20 protein-coding genes are annotated in these 17865 nt (G+C 68.8%); 10 read left to right on the forward strand and 10 right to left on the reverse strand.

The genetic code is table 11. The features are described from left to right. Positions 1 to 30 precede the first annotated feature (30 nt). A complete protein-coding gene (locus tag J2S43_RS07725; protein WP_306827943.1) occupies positions 31 to 786 on the reverse strand; it encodes an SDR family NAD(P)-dependent oxidoreductase in 756 nt (251 codons plus the stop codon). Positions 787 to 970: 184 nt separating this feature from the next. Between J2S43_RS07725 and J2S43_RS07730 the strand changes: the two genes are divergently transcribed. Next, positions 971 to 1792, forward strand: a complete 822-nt coding sequence (locus tag J2S43_RS07730) for a helix-turn-helix transcriptional regulator (RefSeq protein WP_306839223.1) — start codon at positions 971 to 973, stop codon at positions 1790 to 1792. A gap of 194 nt (positions 1793 to 1986) precedes the next feature. Here the strand turns inward: J2S43_RS07730 and J2S43_RS07735 are convergent, their stop codons facing one another. The 3 genes from J2S43_RS07735 to J2S43_RS07745 form a co-directional block, all read right to left on the reverse strand. Beyond that, positions 1987 to 3552 (reverse strand): GMC family oxidoreductase, encoded by a 1566-nt coding sequence (locus tag J2S43_RS07735; RefSeq protein ID WP_306827944.1) that lies wholly within the window; start codon positions 3550 to 3552, stop codon positions 1987 to 1989. Between the two features lie 86 nt (positions 3553 to 3638). Beyond that, positions 3639 to 4595, reverse strand: a complete 957-nt coding sequence (locus tag J2S43_RS07740; protein WP_306827946.1) for an AraC family transcriptional regulator — start codon at positions 4593 to 4595, stop codon at positions 3639 to 3641. Between the two features lie 128 nt (positions 4596 to 4723). Then, positions 4724 to 4981 carry a hypothetical protein gene (locus J2S43_RS07745; protein ID WP_306827947.1) on the reverse strand — a complete coding sequence of 86 codons (258 nt, stop codon included), beginning with the start codon at positions 4979 to 4981 and terminating at the stop codon, positions 4724 to 4726. 114 nt (positions 4982 to 5095) lie between these two features. On the opposite strand from J2S43_RS07745, the gene J2S43_RS07750 reads away from it, so the two are divergent. Continuing rightward, positions 5096 to 6721: a glycoside hydrolase family 27 protein gene (locus J2S43_RS07750; protein WP_306827948.1), complete on the forward strand. Its 1626-nt coding sequence runs from the start codon at positions 5096 to 5098 to the stop codon at positions 6719 to 6721. Positions 6722 to 7038: 317 nt separating this feature from the next. Then, complete coding sequence (locus J2S43_RS07755) at positions 7039 to 7875, forward strand: SGNH/GDSL hydrolase family protein (protein WP_306827949.1); 837 nt, start codon at positions 7039 to 7041, stop codon at positions 7873 to 7875. Between the two features lie 412 nt (positions 7876 to 8287). On the opposite strand, the gene J2S43_RS07760 is transcribed toward J2S43_RS07755, so the two are convergent. Continuing rightward, entirely contained in the window at positions 8288 to 9184 is an 897-nt protein-coding gene (locus tag J2S43_RS07760; protein WP_306827950.1) for a LysR substrate-binding domain-containing protein, read from the reverse strand. A 127-nt stretch (positions 9185 to 9311) separates the two neighbouring features. Between J2S43_RS07760 and J2S43_RS07765 the strand changes: the two genes are divergently transcribed. The 4 genes from J2S43_RS07765 (at position 9312) to J2S43_RS07780 (ending at position 12789) form a co-directional block, all read left to right on the forward strand. Continuing rightward, the gene (locus J2S43_RS07765) at positions 9312 to 9776 is read left to right on the forward strand and encodes an RICIN domain-containing protein (RefSeq protein ID WP_306827951.1); all 465 of its coding nucleotides are present in this window, start codon (positions 9312 to 9314) and stop codon (positions 9774 to 9776) included. A 94-nt stretch (positions 9777 to 9870) separates the two neighbouring features. Beyond that, entirely contained in the window at positions 9871 to 11274 is a 1404-nt protein-coding gene (locus J2S43_RS07770; RefSeq protein ID WP_306827952.1) for a glycosyl hydrolase, read from the forward strand. A gap of 343 nt (positions 11275 to 11617) precedes the next feature. Beyond that, on the forward strand, positions 11618 to 11824 hold the full coding sequence (locus tag J2S43_RS07775) for a hypothetical protein (protein ID WP_306827953.1): 207 nt from the start codon (positions 11618 to 11620) through the stop codon (positions 11822 to 11824). A 182-nt stretch (positions 11825 to 12006) separates the two neighbouring features. Beyond that, positions 12007 to 12789 carry a spermidine synthase gene (locus J2S43_RS07780; protein WP_306827954.1) on the forward strand — a complete coding sequence of 261 codons (783 nt, stop codon included), beginning with the start codon at positions 12007 to 12009 and terminating at the stop codon, positions 12787 to 12789. A 35-nt stretch (positions 12790 to 12824) separates the two neighbouring features. Here the strand turns inward: J2S43_RS07780 and J2S43_RS07785 are convergent, their stop codons facing one another. Genes J2S43_RS07785 through J2S43_RS07795 form a run of 3 tightly spaced genes read right to left on the reverse strand, consistent with a single transcriptional unit; the run spans position 12825 to position 14676 of the window. Beyond that, positions 12825 to 12947 carry a hypothetical protein gene (locus tag J2S43_RS07785; RefSeq protein ID WP_306827955.1) on the reverse strand — a complete coding sequence of 41 codons (123 nt, stop codon included), beginning with the start codon at positions 12945 to 12947 and terminating at the stop codon, positions 12825 to 12827. After that, entirely contained in the window at positions 12944 to 13513 is a 570-nt protein-coding gene (locus tag J2S43_RS07790) for a hypothetical protein (RefSeq protein WP_306827956.1), read from the reverse strand. The genes J2S43_RS07785 and J2S43_RS07790 overlap by 4 nt, the downstream gene beginning before the upstream one ends. Before the next feature lie 14 nt (positions 13514 to 13527). Then, a complete protein-coding gene (locus tag J2S43_RS07795) occupies positions 13528 to 14676 on the reverse strand; it encodes a zinc-dependent alcohol dehydrogenase (protein WP_306827957.1) in 1149 nt (382 codons plus the stop codon). Positions 14677 to 14938: 262 nt separating this feature from the next. On the opposite strand from J2S43_RS07795, the gene J2S43_RS07800 reads away from it, so the two are divergent. After that, positions 14939 to 15409, forward strand: coding sequence for a hypothetical protein (locus J2S43_RS07800; protein WP_306827958.1), 471 nt, complete (start codon positions 14939 to 14941; stop codon positions 15407 to 15409). On the opposite strand, the gene J2S43_RS07805 is transcribed toward J2S43_RS07800, so the two are convergent. Beyond that, entirely contained in the window at positions 15380 to 16024 is a 645-nt protein-coding gene (locus tag J2S43_RS07805) for a glycoside hydrolase family 3 N-terminal domain-containing protein (protein WP_306827959.1), read from the reverse strand. The genes J2S43_RS07800 and J2S43_RS07805 overlap by 30 nt on opposite strands. Positions 16025 to 16141: 117 nt before the next feature. Here J2S43_RS07805 and J2S43_RS07810 point away from each other — a divergent pair, with 117 nt between their 5' ends. Both J2S43_RS07810 and J2S43_RS07815 read left to right on the forward strand, forming a co-directional pair. Then, positions 16142 to 16408 carry a hypothetical protein gene (locus tag J2S43_RS07810; protein WP_306827960.1) on the forward strand — a complete coding sequence of 89 codons (267 nt, stop codon included), beginning with the start codon at positions 16142 to 16144 and terminating at the stop codon, positions 16406 to 16408. Positions 16409 to 16461: 53 nt separating this feature from the next. Next, positions 16462 to 17379 carry an alpha/beta hydrolase gene (locus tag J2S43_RS07815; protein WP_306827962.1) on the forward strand — a complete coding sequence of 306 codons (918 nt, stop codon included), beginning with the start codon at positions 16462 to 16464 and terminating at the stop codon, positions 17377 to 17379. A gap of 53 nt (positions 17380 to 17432) precedes the next feature. Here the strand turns inward: J2S43_RS07815 and J2S43_RS07820 are convergent, their stop codons facing one another. Continuing rightward, a complete protein-coding gene (locus tag J2S43_RS07820) occupies positions 17433 to 17825 on the reverse strand; it encodes an ester cyclase (protein WP_306827964.1) in 393 nt (130 codons plus the stop codon). Positions 17826 to 17865 lie beyond the last annotated feature (40 nt).

Below are 17865 nucleotides of genomic sequence, written 5' to 3' on the forward strand. Positions count from 1 at the left end.
CGTACGTGGCGGGTGTGGCTGCGGCGCGGTTCAGGCGATGGCGCCTCCGGCGACCGTGAGCGTCTGCCCGCTCACCCAGCCGGCGAGGTCGCTGACGAAGTACTCGGCCGCATCCGCGACGTCTGCGGGCGTCCCGACGCGTCCGTCGATCCGACCCATCTGCGCGTCCAAGGCACGGAAGGCCTCGCTGTCGGCGAGATCAGCGAAGACGCCCGCGCCGAGGATGCCGGTCGGCAGAATGTTGTTGACGGTGATGGCGCGCGAGGCCAGTTCGAGAGAGAGAATGCGGACGAGCTGGGCCGCGACCACCTTGCTGGATGAATAGAGGCCCATCCCGGAGTACGGGAGAATAGTTGACGTCGACCCGATCGAGATGAGACGGCCGCCATCGGCCAGCACTTTCGCGGCCTTCTGCAGTGTGAAAAACGAGCCTTTGGCGTTCACCTTGAAGATCCGGTCGAAATCGTCTTCCGTCACGTCGACCGCGAGCTGACCGATGACCTCGCGTCCTGCGTTCGCGACGACGATGTCGATCGATCCGAACGTGGAGATCGTCTCGTCGAACAGCCGGTCGATGTCGGGCAACGACGAGATGTCGGCCTGCACGACGTGCGCCCGTCCGCCGGCCGCTTCGATCTCGCTCGCCGTGCGCCGTGCGTTCTCCTCGTCCGTCGAATAGTTGACGACGACGTTCGCGCCGAGCGAGGCGAATCGCTTTGCAATGGCTTCGCCGATGCCGCGAGCGGATCCGGTCACTACAGCGACCTTTCCGGTGAGATCAGTCACGTCATTTCCTCCTGAGTTGCTGTGTTCCTCCATGATCAGGGAGTCACTCGCGCCCATCCAGTGCACGTCATGCAGAGGAACTTCAGGGCGGCGTGCGCGATCGTGGAACTACGAGACGCTGTTGCACCGCAGGCGAGGAACGACTCAGACAACAGGAGGAGCTTCAGTGTTCGACCGAGTAGGGATGGCCCGCTTTCTCAGGAGCCGTCGAGAGGCCCTCCAGCCGTCGGACGTCGGCATCTTCGCCGGCGAACGCCGTCGGACTCCCGGTCTGCGGCGTGAGGAGGTAGCTGCTCTGAGCAGCATGTCGGCCGACTACTACTCACGCCTGGAACGCGCGGGCGGCCCCCAGCCGTCCGAGCAGATGGTTGCATCGATCGCACAGGGGCTTCATTTGTCACTGGACGAGCGCGACCATCTCTTCAGCCTCGCCGGGTACCGGCCTCCCGCGAGCGGGCGTGCGAGCGACCACGTCAGCCCGGGGATGATGCGGGCACTCGACCGCCTCACCGATACCCCGGCCGAAGTCTCCACCGAACTCGGCGAGACACTTCGCCAGACCCCCCTGGGCGCGGCGTTGACCGGCGACAATACGCGGTTCACGGGGCCTGCGCGCAGCATCATCTATCGGTGGTTCACCGACGAAAGGCAGCGAGACCTGTACCCGCCCGATCTGCACGAGCTTCATTCCCGTGCATTCGTGTCGGGGCTGCGCGTTGCGGTGGGTCGCGATGGAGCAGACTCGCGTGCCGCGCACATCTCATCTCTGCTCCTCGAGAAGAGTCGCGAGTTCGCGGACTACTGGGATCGTTACGAGATCGGGGTGAAAATGAGCGAGTTCAAGCGGCTGAATCATCCCGAAGTGGGGCTACTCGAGCTGAACTGTCAGACACTCCTCGACCCGGAACGGTCACACCGGCTGCTCATCTATACGGCGGTTCCGGGGAGCGAGTCCTGGGAGAAGCTGCGCCTCCTCTCAGTGATAGGAGTACAACAGCGGGGCTGATCATCGGGCGGGCGGAAGCGTGACGCCCTTCGTCGCTCGAGACAGGTGACGGGGGCGGCACCGAGCTGACCACCGTGTGAGCGCTGCCGGGGGTGGCGGGTGGTGCCGGGTCAGGTCGGCAGGCGGCGTCCCGCCACGGACTGCCCCGGCCGACCGTCGGGGTGGCCGGGGGCAGATCTGTCGCCGGGGTGTGGTTATGCGTCGGCGATCAATTGGGCGCCTCGCTCGCCGATCATGATCGAGGGGGCGTGGATGTTGCCGCGGGGCAGCGTCGGCATGACTGATGAGTCCACGACGTGCAGGCCGGTCACCCCGTGTACGCGCAGGGCGGGATCGACCACCGACGCGTCGTCCACGCCGGCCCGGCAGGTGCCCGCGGGGTGGTTGATCGAGATCGCGGTGGCTCTGACCGCCTGTTCGAGCGCGGCGTCGTCGGTGGCGCCGGGCAGGATCGGCTCGCCGGTCACCGAACGGAAGATCGGGCTCTCGCCCAGCGCCAACGTCGCGCGCAGGCCGTCGATCAGCGTCCGGCGGTCCTTCTCGCTCTCCAGATAGCGCATGTCCACCAGCGGGTTCAGCGCCGCGTCGGCCGACCGCAGTCGCACGGTTCCCCGGCTTTCCGGGGTCAGCAGCGTGACCAGGCAGGTGAACCCGGGTTGTCCACTGCCGGACAGGTCGATCAGCATGGGCATCAGCTGAATGTCCGGTGCCGGCGCATCGCGGCCCACCCGCAGGAAGCCGGCGGCCTGGCCGACCGAGGCGAGCGGACCGCTTCGCTCCCGCTCGTAGCGGGTGAAATTCTCCGGGGTGTACGCGTCCAGCCAGGTCGAGCCGTGGGTGACCGGCCAGATGACCATGGCCGAGAGATGGTCTTGCAGGTTGTCGCCCACGCCGGGCAGATCAGCGACGACGTCGATGTCGTGCTCACGCAGGTGGTCGGCCGGCCCGATGCCGGACAGCATGAGCAGCTGGGCGGAGCGGATGCCACCCGCCGACAGAACAACGGAATCCGAGTGTACGGTCGTCAGCGCGCCCGAGTCGTCGAGGTATTCGACGCCGACGGCGCGTCCCCGGTCGGTGATGACGCGGCGGACCAGCGCGCCGGTTCGTACCTCGAGGTTGGATCGATTCGTCGCCGGGCGCAGATACGCGCGGGCGGCACTGACCCGCTCCCCGTCGGAGAGGTTGCCGTACATCAACCCGACACCGTCGAGGTTGGCGCCGGTGAAGTCGCGGTTGAGCGGAAGGCCGTGATCGACCCCGGCCGCGATGAAGGCCAGGGACAGGGGGCTGATGTCCTGGGCCGTGGTCACCCGGATGGGCCCGCCGGTGCCGTGCCAGTGCGACGCGCCGAGTTCGTGGTCCTCACCGCGCCTGAACGCGGGAAGCACCTCGTCCCAGCTCCAGCCCTTCATACCGCGCTCGGACCAGGTGTCGTAGTCGAGCCGGTGGCCGCGGAACCAGGCCTGGTAATTGATCGAGCCACCACCGCCCAGCAGCCGTCCGCCCGAGATCGGGATCTCCCGGTTGTCCAGATGCGGCTGTGGCGTGGTGGTGTAGCTCCAGTCGAGTGGGCCGCGCAGCAGCTGGAAGACCCCGTGTGGCGCCGGGATGTTCGGATCCGCATCGGCTGGCCCGGCTTCCAGCAGCAGCACCCGGCGGTCCGGGTTCTCCGAGAGCCGGGCGGCGACGACCGAACCGGCCGCGCCACCACCGACGACGATGTGATCGAAATCGTCTGTGGCGTAGACGTCTGTCATGGTGATTCCCCTGTTGATCGAGCGGGTCGGCCGCGAGTAATGCTTGCGTGCGCGGGGCCCGGACCGGCTCGGGGAATTGCGCCGCTCTACCGGCTGATTGCGGAATTGCCGGAGTGGCCCGGGCCCACGCCGCCGTGTGCACTGCGGTAGGCGCTCGGGCTCACGCCGTGCTCAGCACGGAAGATCGCCGCGAACTGACCGGCGCTGCGATAGCCGCAGTGCGCGGCGACAGCGGCGACGGGCAGGGTGGTGGCGGTGAGCAGCTCGGCGGCGGTACCGGCCCGGAGGCGGCGCAGGTACCTGCTCGGGGTGAGGCCCGTACTGGCGGCGAACGTACGGATGAAGTGGAATTTGCTGACGTTGACCACCGCGGCCAGGTCATCGACGGTGACGTCATCGGCCAGGTGGGCACGCATGTACTCGGTCACCTGCTCGACCTGGCGAGCGCCCAGCGGCCGAGCCGTGCCGTCCGGAGGCGGTACCGTGGCCCGCGCCCGCAGATCGAGTTGAGCGAACAGGGCTTGGGCGATGGAGTCGGCGTAGAGGGCTGAACCGCCGGTATCCAGCGCACGCAGAAGCGCCCAGGCGCCGGCCGACAGGAACGGGTCCCGCAGCGTCGCCTCGTCCGGGATGCACGCGCCATCCGCGGCTCCGGGCGAGAGATGCAGCTGCAACGACCGCATGGGCGTGGCCGAGGTGGCCCGCCAGCGCACGCGAGCGTCATGACCGGGCGCGACGACGCAGAGCGAGCCGGGACCGCGGGAGTCGCGGCGCCAGGTCCCTCGGTCCCGGCGCTCGATCGTGAACTGGCCGCTGACGATCAGGACCAGCATCAACCGTTCTGGCCGGAACGAGAACTCCTCGGCGCGGGGCGGGTCGGCGTACGTCACCGCCTCGACCGATGTCCAGCCCAGGGGTGCGCTCGACACGAGCATCCGGGACGGCATGCCCGCCGCCGCTCGTTCGATTCCCATCGCTCGAGCGTACGTTCGATCGAGGACCCCCGCCGTCTTGGCCCGCTCCGTCGGCGTGGCCAGGCTCACATCGGCGAATCTTGGCTCGCGGTGAGTGCCGGTCCCGACTTCCGGAAGGTGAACGTGTTGAGCACCGCGTGGAGCATGACAGCGATCTCCAGCCCGGCGGTGCGCCAGGTGATGACGGCCGGTCCGGTTCAGGGCACGAAATACCGGACGATGAGGTACGGATCCGTCGCGCCGTGGATGGCCGTGCACAGCACGCTCGACACCAGCACCCCGGCGACGGGCCCCGCTCGCGCACTGCGGGTCCAGCTGCCGACGACGCGGAAGATCAGCCCGCCGACTGCAGCGGGGTGAGGAGCCTCGTGAATCTGCCTGGCGGGAGAAAGCGCGTCGAGGAAAGTGTTATGCCGTCGTCCGCCGTGGGGTCGCGGTCTTGTGCCGTACCACATGGATAAGATTCTTGAATTTCCATAGTTGAATGTCTTGAAACATTCTGGCAATGTGCCGTAGGGGGGCATGTTAGCGCTCTCATCTCATTCCGTCATGCCTGGAAAGGTCACTTCATGAGACGGTGGAAAGCCTTCCTCGCCACAGGAGTCCTGCTGTTGTCGTCCGCTGTCGCGGCGACACCGGCCCACGCCCTTGACAACGGGGTGGGCCGGACGCCGCCGATGGGGTGGAACACCTGGAACACGTTCGGCTGCGACATCAACGAGACGCTGATCCGGCAGACCGCGGACAGCATCGTCGCCTCCGGCATGCGCGACCTCGGCTATCAGTACGTGGTGGTCGACGACTGCTGGATGTCGCCGAACCGGGACGCCAACGGCAACCTCCAGGCCGAGCCGTCGCGCTTCCCGAGCGGCATGAAGGCGCTCGGCGACTACCTGCACGCCCGCAACCTCAAGTTCGGCATCTACCAGGCGCCACTCGACCAGACCTGCGCCCAGTACTTCGACTCCTACCCGGGCGCCACCGGCAGCCAGGGCCGCGAGGCGCAGGACGCCCGGCAGTTCGCCGCCTGGGGCGTCGACTACCTCAAGTACGACTGGTGTTCGCCCGCCGGCACCATCGACGAGCAGGTCGTCACGTTCGCGAAGATGCGCGACGCGCTGGCCGCCACCGGCCGCCCGATCCTCTACAGCATCAACCCCAACAGCATTCACGCCAAGACCGGCCCGCTGCGCGACTGGGGCGACGTGGCCAACATCTGGCGCACCACCGAGGACATCACGCTCGCCTGGGACACCGGCCAGACCAACGGCTACCCGATGGGCGTCAAGAACATCGTCGACGTGAACGTCCCGCTGGCCCGGTACGCCGAACCCGGCGGCTTCAACGACCCGGACATGATGGAGGTCGGCCGCGGCACGCTCACCGACACCGAGCAACGCTCCCACTTCGCGCTGTGGGCGATGATGGCCGCACCGCTGATCGCCGGCAACGACGTGCGGTCGATGTCCGCCGCCACCCAGACGATCCTGAAGAACCCCCGGCTGATCGCGATCAACCAGGACACCCTCGGCCGGCAGGCCGTGCAGGTCGCGGGCGACGCGGGGCACCGGGTGCTCGCCAAACGCCTGGCGAACGGCGATGTCGCGGTGGCGCTGTTCAACTCCGGCGGCACCACCCGGACCATCTCCACCACGGCCGCGGCGATCGGCAAGACCGGCGCGTCGTCCTACTCCCTGACCGACGCGTGGACCGGAGCCGTCACGACCACCGGCGGCACGATCAGCGCGAGCGTGCCCGCGCACGGCACCGTCGTCTACCGCGTCAGCGGCGGTGGCACCGGCGAGCCGCAGCCACCGGCGTCCGGCGGCCTGGTCAGCGCCGCGTCCGGCCGCTGCCTGGACGTGCCGAACGGCAACACCGCCAACGGCACCCAGCCGGTCATCTGGGACTGCAACGGTGCCGCGAACCAGAACTGGACCGTGACCGGGCAGACCCTGCAGGCGCTCGGCAAGTGCCTCGACGCACCGATCGGGGCCGTCGCCGGGGCGAAGGCGCAGCTGTGGGACTGCAACGGCGGTGCCAACCAGCAGTGGACGCTGCAGGCAGGCGGCACCATCCGCGGCAACCAGTCCGGGCTCTGCCTGGACGTCGACGACAACCAGACCGCCAACGGCACGCAGGTGCTGCTGTGGACCTGCACCGGCGCGGCCAACCAGATATGGAGCCGGCGATGAGAGCCCGGATCACCGCGCTGCTGTGCGCGCTGAGGTTCACCGGCGGCAGCGGCTACCTGTTCAACGTCGACTGGTGGCAGCTGACCGCACGATGACGGCCGGCGGCCCGCCACCGGCGCCGCGTGCCTAGACGCCGGCGATGCGGACGTAGGCACCCGGCACCGATGCGCCATCGTCCCGTGCGGCGGGACGATGGCGCGATCCCGTTCCCCGTGCCGAATCAATTCCCGGCCGGGAATCGTCCGGGCTCGTCGATGACAGAACCTGATCGACGGTACGACCGCGCCCGCATCCCCACAACCGAGGTGTATACGTACATGCAGAAACTCCGGTCGGTCCTGGCCGCCGCCGCGCTGGCGGTCACCGCCACACTGACGGCCGCCGCACCCGCGCAGGCGGCGGGCGTGATCCCCGGCGAATACGTCGCGCTCGGCGACTCGTTCGCCTCCGGCGTCGGCGCCCCGCCGTACCTGCCCGAAGCCGACCCCGAAGATCCGTGCAGGAACAGCGAGCACAGCTACCCGCGCACCTGGGCGGGCCGCAACCCGGGCTTCACCCTGGTCGACATGACCTGCAGCGGCGCCACCATCGCCGAGGTACGCGCTGAGCAGATGAGCGCGCTCAGCGGCAGGACCACGCTCGTCACGGTCACCGTGGGCGGCAACGACGACGGCTTCACCGACACGGCCCGCACGTGCGTGCTCGGCAGCGACGCCCAGTGCAAGGCCGCCACCGACCTCGGCGCGTACGTGGCGCGGACCACGCTGGCCGACGCCCTGGCCGCGCTCTACACCGACATCCGCCTCCGCGCGCCGCGCGCACAGATCCTGGTGCTCGGCTACCCGCGCCTGGTCGACGAGGGCACCGGCAGCTGCGGCGCGATCGGCCTGAGCGCGCTGAAGCGCAAGCAGATCACGCACAACGCCGACCACCTGGCCGCGGGCATCGCGGACGCGGCCGGCCGGGCCGGGGTGCGGTTCGTCGAGATGCGGCTGCCGTTCATCGGTCACGAGGCCTGCACGCCCATCTCCACCGAGTGGATCCACGGCGTCAGCTCCAACGTCGACCTGGCCCACCAGACGTTCCACCCGAAGAAGCACGGCCACGCCGTCGTCTACACCTACATGCTCGGCGCGGAGATCTTGAAGCTCTGAGGTGGCGGCCGGGGGTGGGCCGTGGCTCACCCCCGGCCGCTTCAGGGTCAAGGTCAGATTCATTTTCCCGCTTCCGGCGTGGTGCGGCCCGTTTGCTCCCGCGGGCCAACCTCGCCGGCCGGAAAGACTGCGCTGGCGCTCCGCTTTCCGGCCGGCATCGGAGCCGGTTCTCCGCGGTGCCGGAAAGGGCCACGCGGCCACCGCCGCGCGGTGCCGGCTTGCCGCGCCGAATAAGCCTCAAGGCATGGGTATCGATGAAGCGGCTTGTGCTGCCGGATGGTAACTTCATGTTTCCGGGCATTCAAGGGGCTGAATTCCATTCGGCGGCCATCAGGTTGGAGCCTGGGACTGCCGCTGGTCCTCCTGGACCCGGACAGCGGTGCGCGCCGACTGCGAGAGCTCGACCCGCTCTTCACGCCGAACGGCCTCGGACGCGGGTGAGCTGATTGACGAAGGCCTCGGCCAGAGGGGTACGGGCACCCTCCCGCCAGGCGGCGGCCACCGGCAGGCGTGGCGCGTCGTCGGGCAGCGGCCGGAATATCACCCCGGCGGCCGGGCGGCTCGCGATCATGGATGTGACCAGGGCGCAGCCGTCTCCCCGCGCGACCAGTTGCACGGCGCCGGTGAGCGGGGCGGTCGCGCGGGTGAACAGGGGCCGCGCACCGGCCGCCTGGAGGTAGGCGGTGATCCGGTCGTGCAGGGACGGGCCCTGCCAGCGGGGATAGAAGATCAGCACTTGGCCGTCGAGGGACCGGACGTCGAGGACGGCGCCCGGCTCCCGGGACAGGTCGTGGCCGGACGGAATCGCAAGCTGTAGCGGCTCCTCACCGAGGTGAGCCGTCCTGATCCCAGGGCGGCTCAGCGGCGGATGCAGCACGCCCACGTCGAGCTGAGACTCGGTGAGCGCCAGCTCCTGCGAGTGGGTGGGCAGCTCGGAGATCTCGACCTCGATGAGCGGGTACCGGGCCCGCAGTGCGACGAGCGCGACGTCGACGGCATCGATGAAGGCGATCAGTGAGCGGCCGAGCCGCAGCCGCCCTACCTCGCCTCGCTCGGTGGCCCGCGCCTCGGCGGAGGCGAAGTCGGCGTCCGCCAGCAGCGTCCGTGCGCGGCCGAGAAACACCTGGCCGGCTGGGGTGAGGAGCACGCCCTGCCGGTCCCGCTCCAGCAGGCACACGCCGACCTGCTTCTCAAGCAGCCGGATCCGAGCTGACAGCGCCGGCTGCGTCAGATGAAGGCGCTGGGCGGCCCGCCGGAAGTGCAGCTCCTCAGCGACGGCTATGAAGCACGACAGCGATGTCAAGTCCACACTGATCGCCATATCCGATCAGTGGGCACTGTGGACCGCTTGAGCCAGTTCCGTGCGTAGGCGAGCGTTGATTCCACCGCGTGAACCCTCCCGTGGCGCCCGGCAGCTGACGAATTCGAGGATCCCTATGCCCAAGAAGCATCTCTTCGCCCTGGTTGCGAGCTTTCTGCTCGTCACCGCGACCCTTTTCTCCCCGACGCCCGCGGCCGCCTCCTCAGCAAGGCCGGCAACCGAGTGGTACGCCAACAACTACAACGGCGAGTGCATCGACGACAGCATCGAGTTCCGGCTCCGGACCTTTCCCTGCAACGGCCTGGCCTTCCAGCAGTGGATCCCGCACCGCTGGCCCGACGGCAGCTTCGAGCTTCGTAACAACGCGACGCAGCGCTGCATCGACGACAGCACCACGAACGGCGTGCGCATCTTCGGCTGCAACGGGCTGACCTACCAGCGCTGGTACATCAGGTCGGTCGGCGGCGGGATGTTCTATTGGCAGAACCAGACCACCGGCGCCTGCCTCACCGCGCTCGACAACCACGTCCTCAGAGGCGTCGGCTGCGGCGAAGCGGGCAACCGCCAGTTCTGGTACTGATCATGCCCCGCCAGCGTAGGAGCGTTCGCTCGCGCATGTCAATGCGATCCCGTTCGATCCAGGAGGTGTGATGGCTCGGTTGAGGAGCCTCGTCGTGACAGCCGTCGTGGTGATCGCGACGCTCTTCGTCCCGACGGCGGCGCGGGGAGTGACGACGACGATCCAGGATACGGCGCACGGCCTCGGCAAGGGGCAGGTCCAGTTCTCCGCTGGCTGGCACCCGTGCACGACCACGTGCGGCAAGGCCGCGGACAACAGTTACCGCTGGACGGCCGACCCCGGGTCGATCGGAATCGTCCGGTTCACCGGCAGCCAGATCACCCTCTTCGGCGTCAAGGAGCCGTGGGCGAACATCGCCGCCGTGACGATCGACGGGGCCGCTCCGGTCGACGTCGACTTCTACGCCGCCACGCAGAGCGGCGCAACGGTGGAGGTGTACCGGTCGCCTCAGCTCACCGCGGGCGACCACGTACTGATCCTGACCATGACGAACCGCCGGAATCCCGCGTCCACGGGTGGGAACTCGATCACCTTCGACCGGGCTGACGTAGACAGCGGGGACGTTCCGGGCGAACCTCCCGCGTTCTGGCTGTCCGGCGGTTCCCGTAACACCAACACCGACGAGGCGCGGCAGGAGTGGGCCGCCATGCGCGGACGCCCGGTCGACCTCATGACGGTCTACACCAACCGGGGCAGTAGCTGGGCCGGCTTCGTCGACTCCCACGCGATCACCGGGCAGCCCGCCGCGTACACCGACAAGTCCTTGACCCTGCTCATTCAGACCCCGCCGTTCCCGGAGGGCGTCGGCGCCACCTATGCGGCACTGGTGAACGGCTCCTACGACACCTACTGGCGGCAGATCGGCACCCTGTTGAAGAACCGGCAGGACCAAGGATTCGCGCCGGTCATCCTGAGCATCGGCTGGGAGATGAACGCCGAGTTCATGTACTGGGGCGGCGGGCCCGGCGACAGCCGGCACTACTCCAGCCCGGCACAGTACATCGCTGGATACCGGCGGATCGTCTCGCAGCTGCGGGTGACGTACCCACAGGTGCATACCGCTTGGACGATCAACGCGCACGCGACGCCGTCCGCGGTCGGCACGACGGACGCGGCCGCGCTCTACCCGGGCGACGACGTGGTGACCTACATCGGCACCGACGACTACGACCACTACCCGGCGGCGCCGACCAGAGCGGCCTTCGACGCTCGGGCGAACGCCAACGGCGGGCTTTATTGGATCGGCGATCTCGCCCAGTCGCACGGCAAACAGGTGCTCGTGCCAGAGTGGGGAGTCGCGCCCGGATCGGGCGTCAACGGTAGTGGCGACAACGCCGACTACGTTCAGTGGATGTTCGACACGTTCTCCGCCTGGCACGCGCAGGGCCGCCTCAGGGGCGAGTTCTACTTCGCCGACCCCTGCGGAGCCGGCAACGTCGACTCCGACCTGATCGCCTGCAACCCGAACTCCCGGGCCCGTTACGCCGCCCTCTGGTAACAGCCAGCACTCCGGTCGACCTCGTCCGGCCCGGGCCCCGGCACCTGCCGGTCCCGGGCCGGCTTCAGCCAATCCGCCGAGTCTGGCGACGATGCCGTTCGTCCGGGCCCCACGGTGGCCTTGGCCGCGTCCCCGCGGACGCCGCTGTCCTGTTCGGCCAGCGCGGTCGCGAACTGCTGCACGGTGGTGCTGGCCGGCGAGATCCGGTCCAACTTCGCCGGCTGGTTCCTGTGCGTTTACACGATTTTTCCAGCTCTTCGCGCTCTACCTCGCCCGGCGCGGTCCGGCCGCGATCCGGCCCGAGGCGGAGACCGTCGGTGACGCCTTCTGGTATCAGGCGATCGTGCCGTACGTCAGCGTCGCCCTGGTCCTGACGTCGCGGTTTCTCACCCGGGAGGACGGGACCGTGACCGACCCGGCCGGACAGCCCTGGCAGCTCGCCGATCTCGGCGAGACCACCATGCTGGTCTCCGTCTTCACCATGTACTTCGTGGCCCTGCTCAGCACGCTGCTGGTGGGCCGGCCACGGCAGGACCGCACCCTCGTCTGACCCGCCGGCGGCCCGGACCTCCATCCGTTCGTCGAGCGTGAGCAGGGTCCCTCGGGCCGGAACGTCCGAGCCGCCGGAATCCCCCGGCAACGGCTCCGGAGGGTCTATGGTCTGCTACATCGCGTTCCCGCGAATCCGTCCGCCTTCCCTGGCGCGGTCCACCCCACGCCGTGAGGAAGACAATGCACCCGCGATTCGCCGAACTCGGCTGGGCATCGACACGCATCGGCGAGGTCAGCCTGCGGCGGCGCCTCGAGCCCACCACCAATACCGAGGTGTACGAGGTCAAGCTCGGCGACGAGTACCTCATGTCCAGCATGTTCACGGTCGCCGAGGAGGAACTGGCCCGGCTCGCGCTGGCCGCCCTGCCGAATATCCCCTGCGATGTCGTGGTCGGCGGCCTGGGCCTCGGCTACACCGCGCGGACGGTCCTCGCCGACGACCGGGTCCGCTCGCTGATCGTGGTCGAGGCGCTGGCACCGGTGATCGACTGGCATCGGCGGGAGTTGCTCCCGGACGCACGCACGCTCACCTCCGATCCTCGCACCACGCTCCTGGAGGGTGACTTCTTCGGGCTGCTGCGCGACGGCACGGGTTTCGACACGGCCACGCCGGACCGGCGCTTCGACGCCATCCTGGTCGACATCGACCACTCACCCGTCAACGTCCTGGACCCCGCCCACGCCGACCTGTACACCCCCGCGGGGCTGGACCGGCTCGGCGACCGGCTGCGCCCCGGCGGAGTGTTCGGCCTGTGGTCCGACGACGTCCCCGAGGAGACCTTCCTGTCCATGCTCCGGCAGAGTTTCGCCACGGCGGCCGCCCACGTGGTGACCTTCGCCAACCCGCTGACCACCGGCCGGTCCGCCAACACCGTCTACCTCGCGAGCAAGGCCGGCGGCCCGGGTTCCGGGCCGGCCGCCTCCGGCGGCGACACGGTGCCCAGCCGGCGCGGGGCCGCGTAACGGTCATCTCGTATCGCCCGGCCATCGCGGCGACGTCAGGGTTCTTCGGGATGCCCGTCGAGCAGGCTCGCGATGGCGGAGACCAGGGCGACCACGATGACCGGCCCGGTGGGACGGTCCGCCGCACGCGGCGCTCCGGTCTGCCCGAGCCCGGTCATGAGCGGCGGGTGAGGCGGCGCACGACGACGAACGCTATCGCGGCCCCGGCGATCCACGGCGCGAGAACGATCACCGGGTCGAGCGGGTGGTGTGCCACGTCCGCCCGGTTGCGGCCGAGCCGCGAGCTCAGGCCGTGGTGGGACAGTTCACTTCGTACCCCCGTCTGGGTGATCGGGTTGTCCGGGCGGGTGGTCAGGAACGAGCGCAGCGCGCTCTCCAGCACGTCCACCCGGTCGGCCGCGAGCAGGAGCAGCCAGTGCGCGGCCCGCGCCTCGCTGTATCTCGCGTAGGAGTGCCGGCGGATCGCGCCGGACAGGCCGCGGGGCGGGGTGGACGTGCCGAAGACCGGCGTGAGGAACGCGTGCTCGATCGACCGCTCCCGCGGGCATCGTTCCGGCTGCCGCTCCGGGAACTCCCAGTGCGCGCCGCTGAACTCGGGATCGAAGACCTCCTGCGGCACCGACGGCCGGTCCTTCGGGTCCAGGTCGGCGCCCCACCCGGGGATGCGGGCGCGCAGCTCGTCGATGGACTCGGGCAGCTTGGGTTTGTCCGGGGTGTACGCCATGGTGTCGTGTTCTCCTAGGCCGCGGTCGGGACGATGAGCGGTTTGATGCAGCCGTCGAGCTTCGCCGAGAAGATGTGGTAGCCCTCGGCGATGTGCTCCAGCGGGATCCGGTGCGTGATCAGCTCGCTGGGCTTGAGGTAGCCGTTGCGGATGTGCTCGAAAAGGCGCGGCCACTGCCGTTTCACCGGACACTGGTTCATCCGCAGGGTCAGTCCCTTGTTGACCGCGTCACCGAACTTGATCGCGCTGAACACCGGGCCGTAGGCGCCCATCACCGAGACGGTGCCGCCCTTGCGTACCGAGTCGATGGCCCAGTTCAGCGCGACGGGTGAGCCGCCCTGCAGCTTGAGTTTGGCGCCCGTCACGTGCTGGAGCAGGTTGCCGTCGGCCTCGGCGCCGACCGCGTCGATCGCCACGTCCGCGCCGAGGTGGTCGGTCATCTTCTTCATCTGCACCACGATGTCGTCGTACTCGGTGAAGTTGAGCGTCTCGGCGTGCGCGAACGTGCGCGCCTTCGCCAGCCGGTAGTCGAGGTGGTCGATGACGATCACCCGGCCGGCGCCCATCAGCCAGGCCGACTTGGCGGCGTACAGGCCGACCGGCCCGGCGCCGAAGACCACCACCACGTCACCCTCGGCGATGTCACCCAGCTGCGCGCCGAAGTAGCCGGTCGCGAGCGCGTCGGTGAGCAGCACCGCGTCGTCGTCGTCCAGCCACTCCGGGATCAGGCTCGGCCCGACATCCGCGAACGGCACCCGTACGTACTCGGCCTGACCGCCGTCATATCCGCCGGTCGTGTGAGAGTAGCCGTAGATGCCGCCGACCGCGGTCGCGTTCGGGTTGACGTTGTGGCAGTTGGAGTAGAGCCCGCGGGCACAGAAGAAACAGGTGCCGCAGAAGATGTTGAACGGGACCATCACCCGGTCGCCCGGCTTCAGCCGCTGCACCGAGGACCCGACCTCGTCGACCACGCCCACGAACTCGTGCCCGAACGTCGTCCCGACCCGGGTGTCCGGCATCATCCCGTGGTAGAGGTGCAGGTCGGAGCCGCAGATGGCGGCCCGGGTCACCCGCACGATCGCGTCGTTGGGATGCTCGATCGCCGGGCGGTCCTTCTCCTCCACCCGCACCCGGTAGGGACCGCGGTAGACCATTGCTCGCATGAAGAGTCCTCCCACACACACACCGGCCGGCGTGCGCCTTCCGGGCGGGTCGGCTACCCCGTGGACGATGCGGCAAACGGGGATTCCGATCCCGGCCGGGCGACGGGTGCCGGGTTGACCGGGGCGGCGCGCAGTCCGGGCAGTGGGTTTGAATATGGCCGGCGTTGGGTTGGCAGAACTCGATGAGCGGCAAATCGGTGCACCGGTGGCGTGGGATGATCGATGCATGTCCGGGCCGGTGATGTCAATCGATCGTGTGCCGATGGCTGACGTGCTTCCGAATGACTACGTGGCGGTGATGGGCGAACTCCAGCGGTTGGCTGGAGCACTTGACCGTCACCCCGCCGCCGTCGACCGTATCGGCTGGTGGTGGTATCCCGAACACCGCAAGCGCCCGCCCGTCGCGACCGACGGCGTTTACGTCATTCTTCTCGACACGGCGATCGTGCTCTTCAACAGCGGGCACGATCGGCTCGAGCTTACGCTCAACGTCGCCTGGTGTTCCGCACTCACCGTCAATGCCGCCGTGGAGGTGGCGTGTTGGTGCCCGCAGGACCACAACATGCACCAAGTCCGTAGTGAGTCGTGGACGGTGGACACCAGTCACGACCTTGCGGACGGCTTTGCCGCTGGGACCACGATGTTGACGAATGTCCTGGACTCCGGTCGGTTCGATCCGGGCGCGTGGCGCCTCACGGCCGGCCTACCGGATGCGCCACCGCAGGCGCGGTAGCGGCCGTCCGCTCTTCGGCAGATCCGGACAGCTTCCTCGTTCGACCGGGCCGATGAGCTGATCGCAGCCTTCGCCGCCGCGGTCGTCACGCTCGCCGGCACGGCCGCTGCGCGCGATCGTCGACGCACGGTGGTCGAAGGCGCCGTTGGCGAACTTGGCGCGCACGACGCGCAATGCCGCCGCGCGGATCTGGGCCTCGGTGATGTCACCGGCGTCGAGTGCGGCATGCAGGTTGGCCGGGGTGAAGTAGAGCGGCAGGCTGAGTTCCTGATCCAGCCCCGCGTTCAGGGACGCGGCAGTCGAGTGCTGCGACCCGTTGTCCGTCACGACGAACCCGTCGAAGCCCATCTCCTGCCGGAGGTACGTGGTCAGAAGGGCCGGGTTCTCGCAGGAGTAGGTGCCGTTGAGCTGGTTGTAGCCACACATCACTCCGGCGGGCTGGCCGATGTCGTCGGCGATCTCGAACGGCAGGTTGTAGACCTGGTGCAGTGTTCGGGAGTCGATGTTCGACAAGCTCGTGGCTCGGTCGAGTTCCTGCTCGTTGCCCACGAAGTGCTTGAGCACGGCCGCTACCGGCTGGTTCGGCGTGCGAAGCGGGACCTCCGGGTCAACCACCGGACCACGGCGGTGATGACGATGACCGTGACCGTGGGAATCAGCTGATACGGCGGCCCGACGCCGACTGACCGGTCCTGCGTCGCGCTCCCGAGGTCCACCCGCAGGGACATCGCCATGATGAAGGTGAACGTGTTGAGCACCGCGTGGAGCATGACAGCGATCTCCAGCCCGCCGGTGCGCCAGGTGATGACGGCCGGTCCGGTTCAGGGCACGAAATACCGGACGATGAGGTACGGATCCGTCGCGCCGTGGATGGCCGTGCACAGCACGCTCGACACCAGCACCCCGGCGACGGGCCCCGCTCGCGCACTGCGGGTCCAGCTGCCGACGACGCGGAAGATCAGCCCGCGGACGCCGCTTGACCGCGTGCCCACCACATGATGTTCACTGCGGATCGCAGGTCGTGACACTCTCCGAGAAAAGGTGGCCGCCCCATGCTCCGGCACATCTCGATCCCGCGCGGGCCGTTCGCGCTCGCGGGTGATCTTCACCTGCCCGATGACGTCGACGAGGCAGCCGAGCCGCTGCGCGCCGTGGTGCTGTCGACGCCGGGCAGCAGCGTCAAGGAGCAGATCGGCGCCAACTACGCGTCGCGGCTCGCCACCCACGGCATCGCGGCGCTCGTCTTCGATCCCTCCCACCAGGGCCAGAGCGGCGGCGAACCCCGCGACCTCGAGGACCCCTACCGGCGCAGCGAGGACATCTCCTACGCCATCGACGCGCTCAGCACGGTCCCCGGCATCGACCCGCGGCGCATCGGCGTGCTGGGCATCTGCGCCGGTGGCGGCTACGCGATCCACACCGCGCGCACCGATCACCGCATCAGGGCCGTCGGCGCCGTCGACCCCGGCGAGATCGGCGCCTCCTTCCGCGGTTTCCAGCCCGACGGGCCCGCCGCGGCCCTGGACGCCATGGCCCAGGCCCGCATCGAGGAGGGCCGCACCGGTGAGCTGACCCGCCGGCAGTGGCTGCCCGACACCATGGCCGAGGCCGAGGAGTCCGGAGTCACCGACATCGACCTGCTGCAGGCGATCAGGTACTACCGCACCGAACGCGGCCAGAACGAGCACTCGACGAATCGCCGGCTCTCCCGCGGCGACGCCCTGCTGATCGGCTTCGACGCCTTCCACCTGGTAGACCAGCTGATGACCCAGCCGCTGGAGCTCATCCTGGCCGAGCACCTCGAGGGCACCGGCTTCGACACCGCCGGCGAACGGCTGTGGCAGTTGGCCCCCAACCCCATCGACCGGATGGTGATCAAGGGTGCCCGGCACTACGAGATGTACGACGTACCCGAGTACGTCGACCCGGCCGTCGAACGGCTCGCCGGTTTCTACCACGCCCACCTCTGATCCACCGCCACACCGCGGAACGGAGGACCGGCGGCGGCGCCGGAGTGCCAGGGTCAGGCGGTCAGCTGCCGGCGCAGCTCGGCCGAGTCGTGCAGGTTCGTCATCTTCACGAATCGCCCCTCTGCGACCGTGTAGACGACGAACTCGTTGATTTCGAAGGACTTGCCGGTGGCCGGGACCCCGAGCCACTCCTTGACCGGGGTGCCGGTGTTGGCCGCACGCACCGCGAAGCGGTCACGGTCGATCGCCACCTCCTTGACCTCCCAGCGGAAGTCGGGCACGGCGTCCACGATGCCCCGCAGCGCGACGACGACGTCGTCGCGCGTGCCGGGATTGCCGTCCAGCAGAACCTCGTCGTCGATGAACTCGTCCATGCCGCCGAACTCGTGGCGGTTGAGCGCCGTGACGTACCGCCCGAACCAGTTCCGCAGATCGCGCTCGTTCATGACATCCTCCTTATGTATCGATCGGTGCCGAACCATAGTT

This window comes from Catenuloplanes nepalensis, assembly GCF_030811575.1.
Taxonomy (GTDB): domain Bacteria; phylum Actinomycetota; class Actinomycetes; order Mycobacteriales; family Micromonosporaceae; genus Catenuloplanes; species Catenuloplanes nepalensis.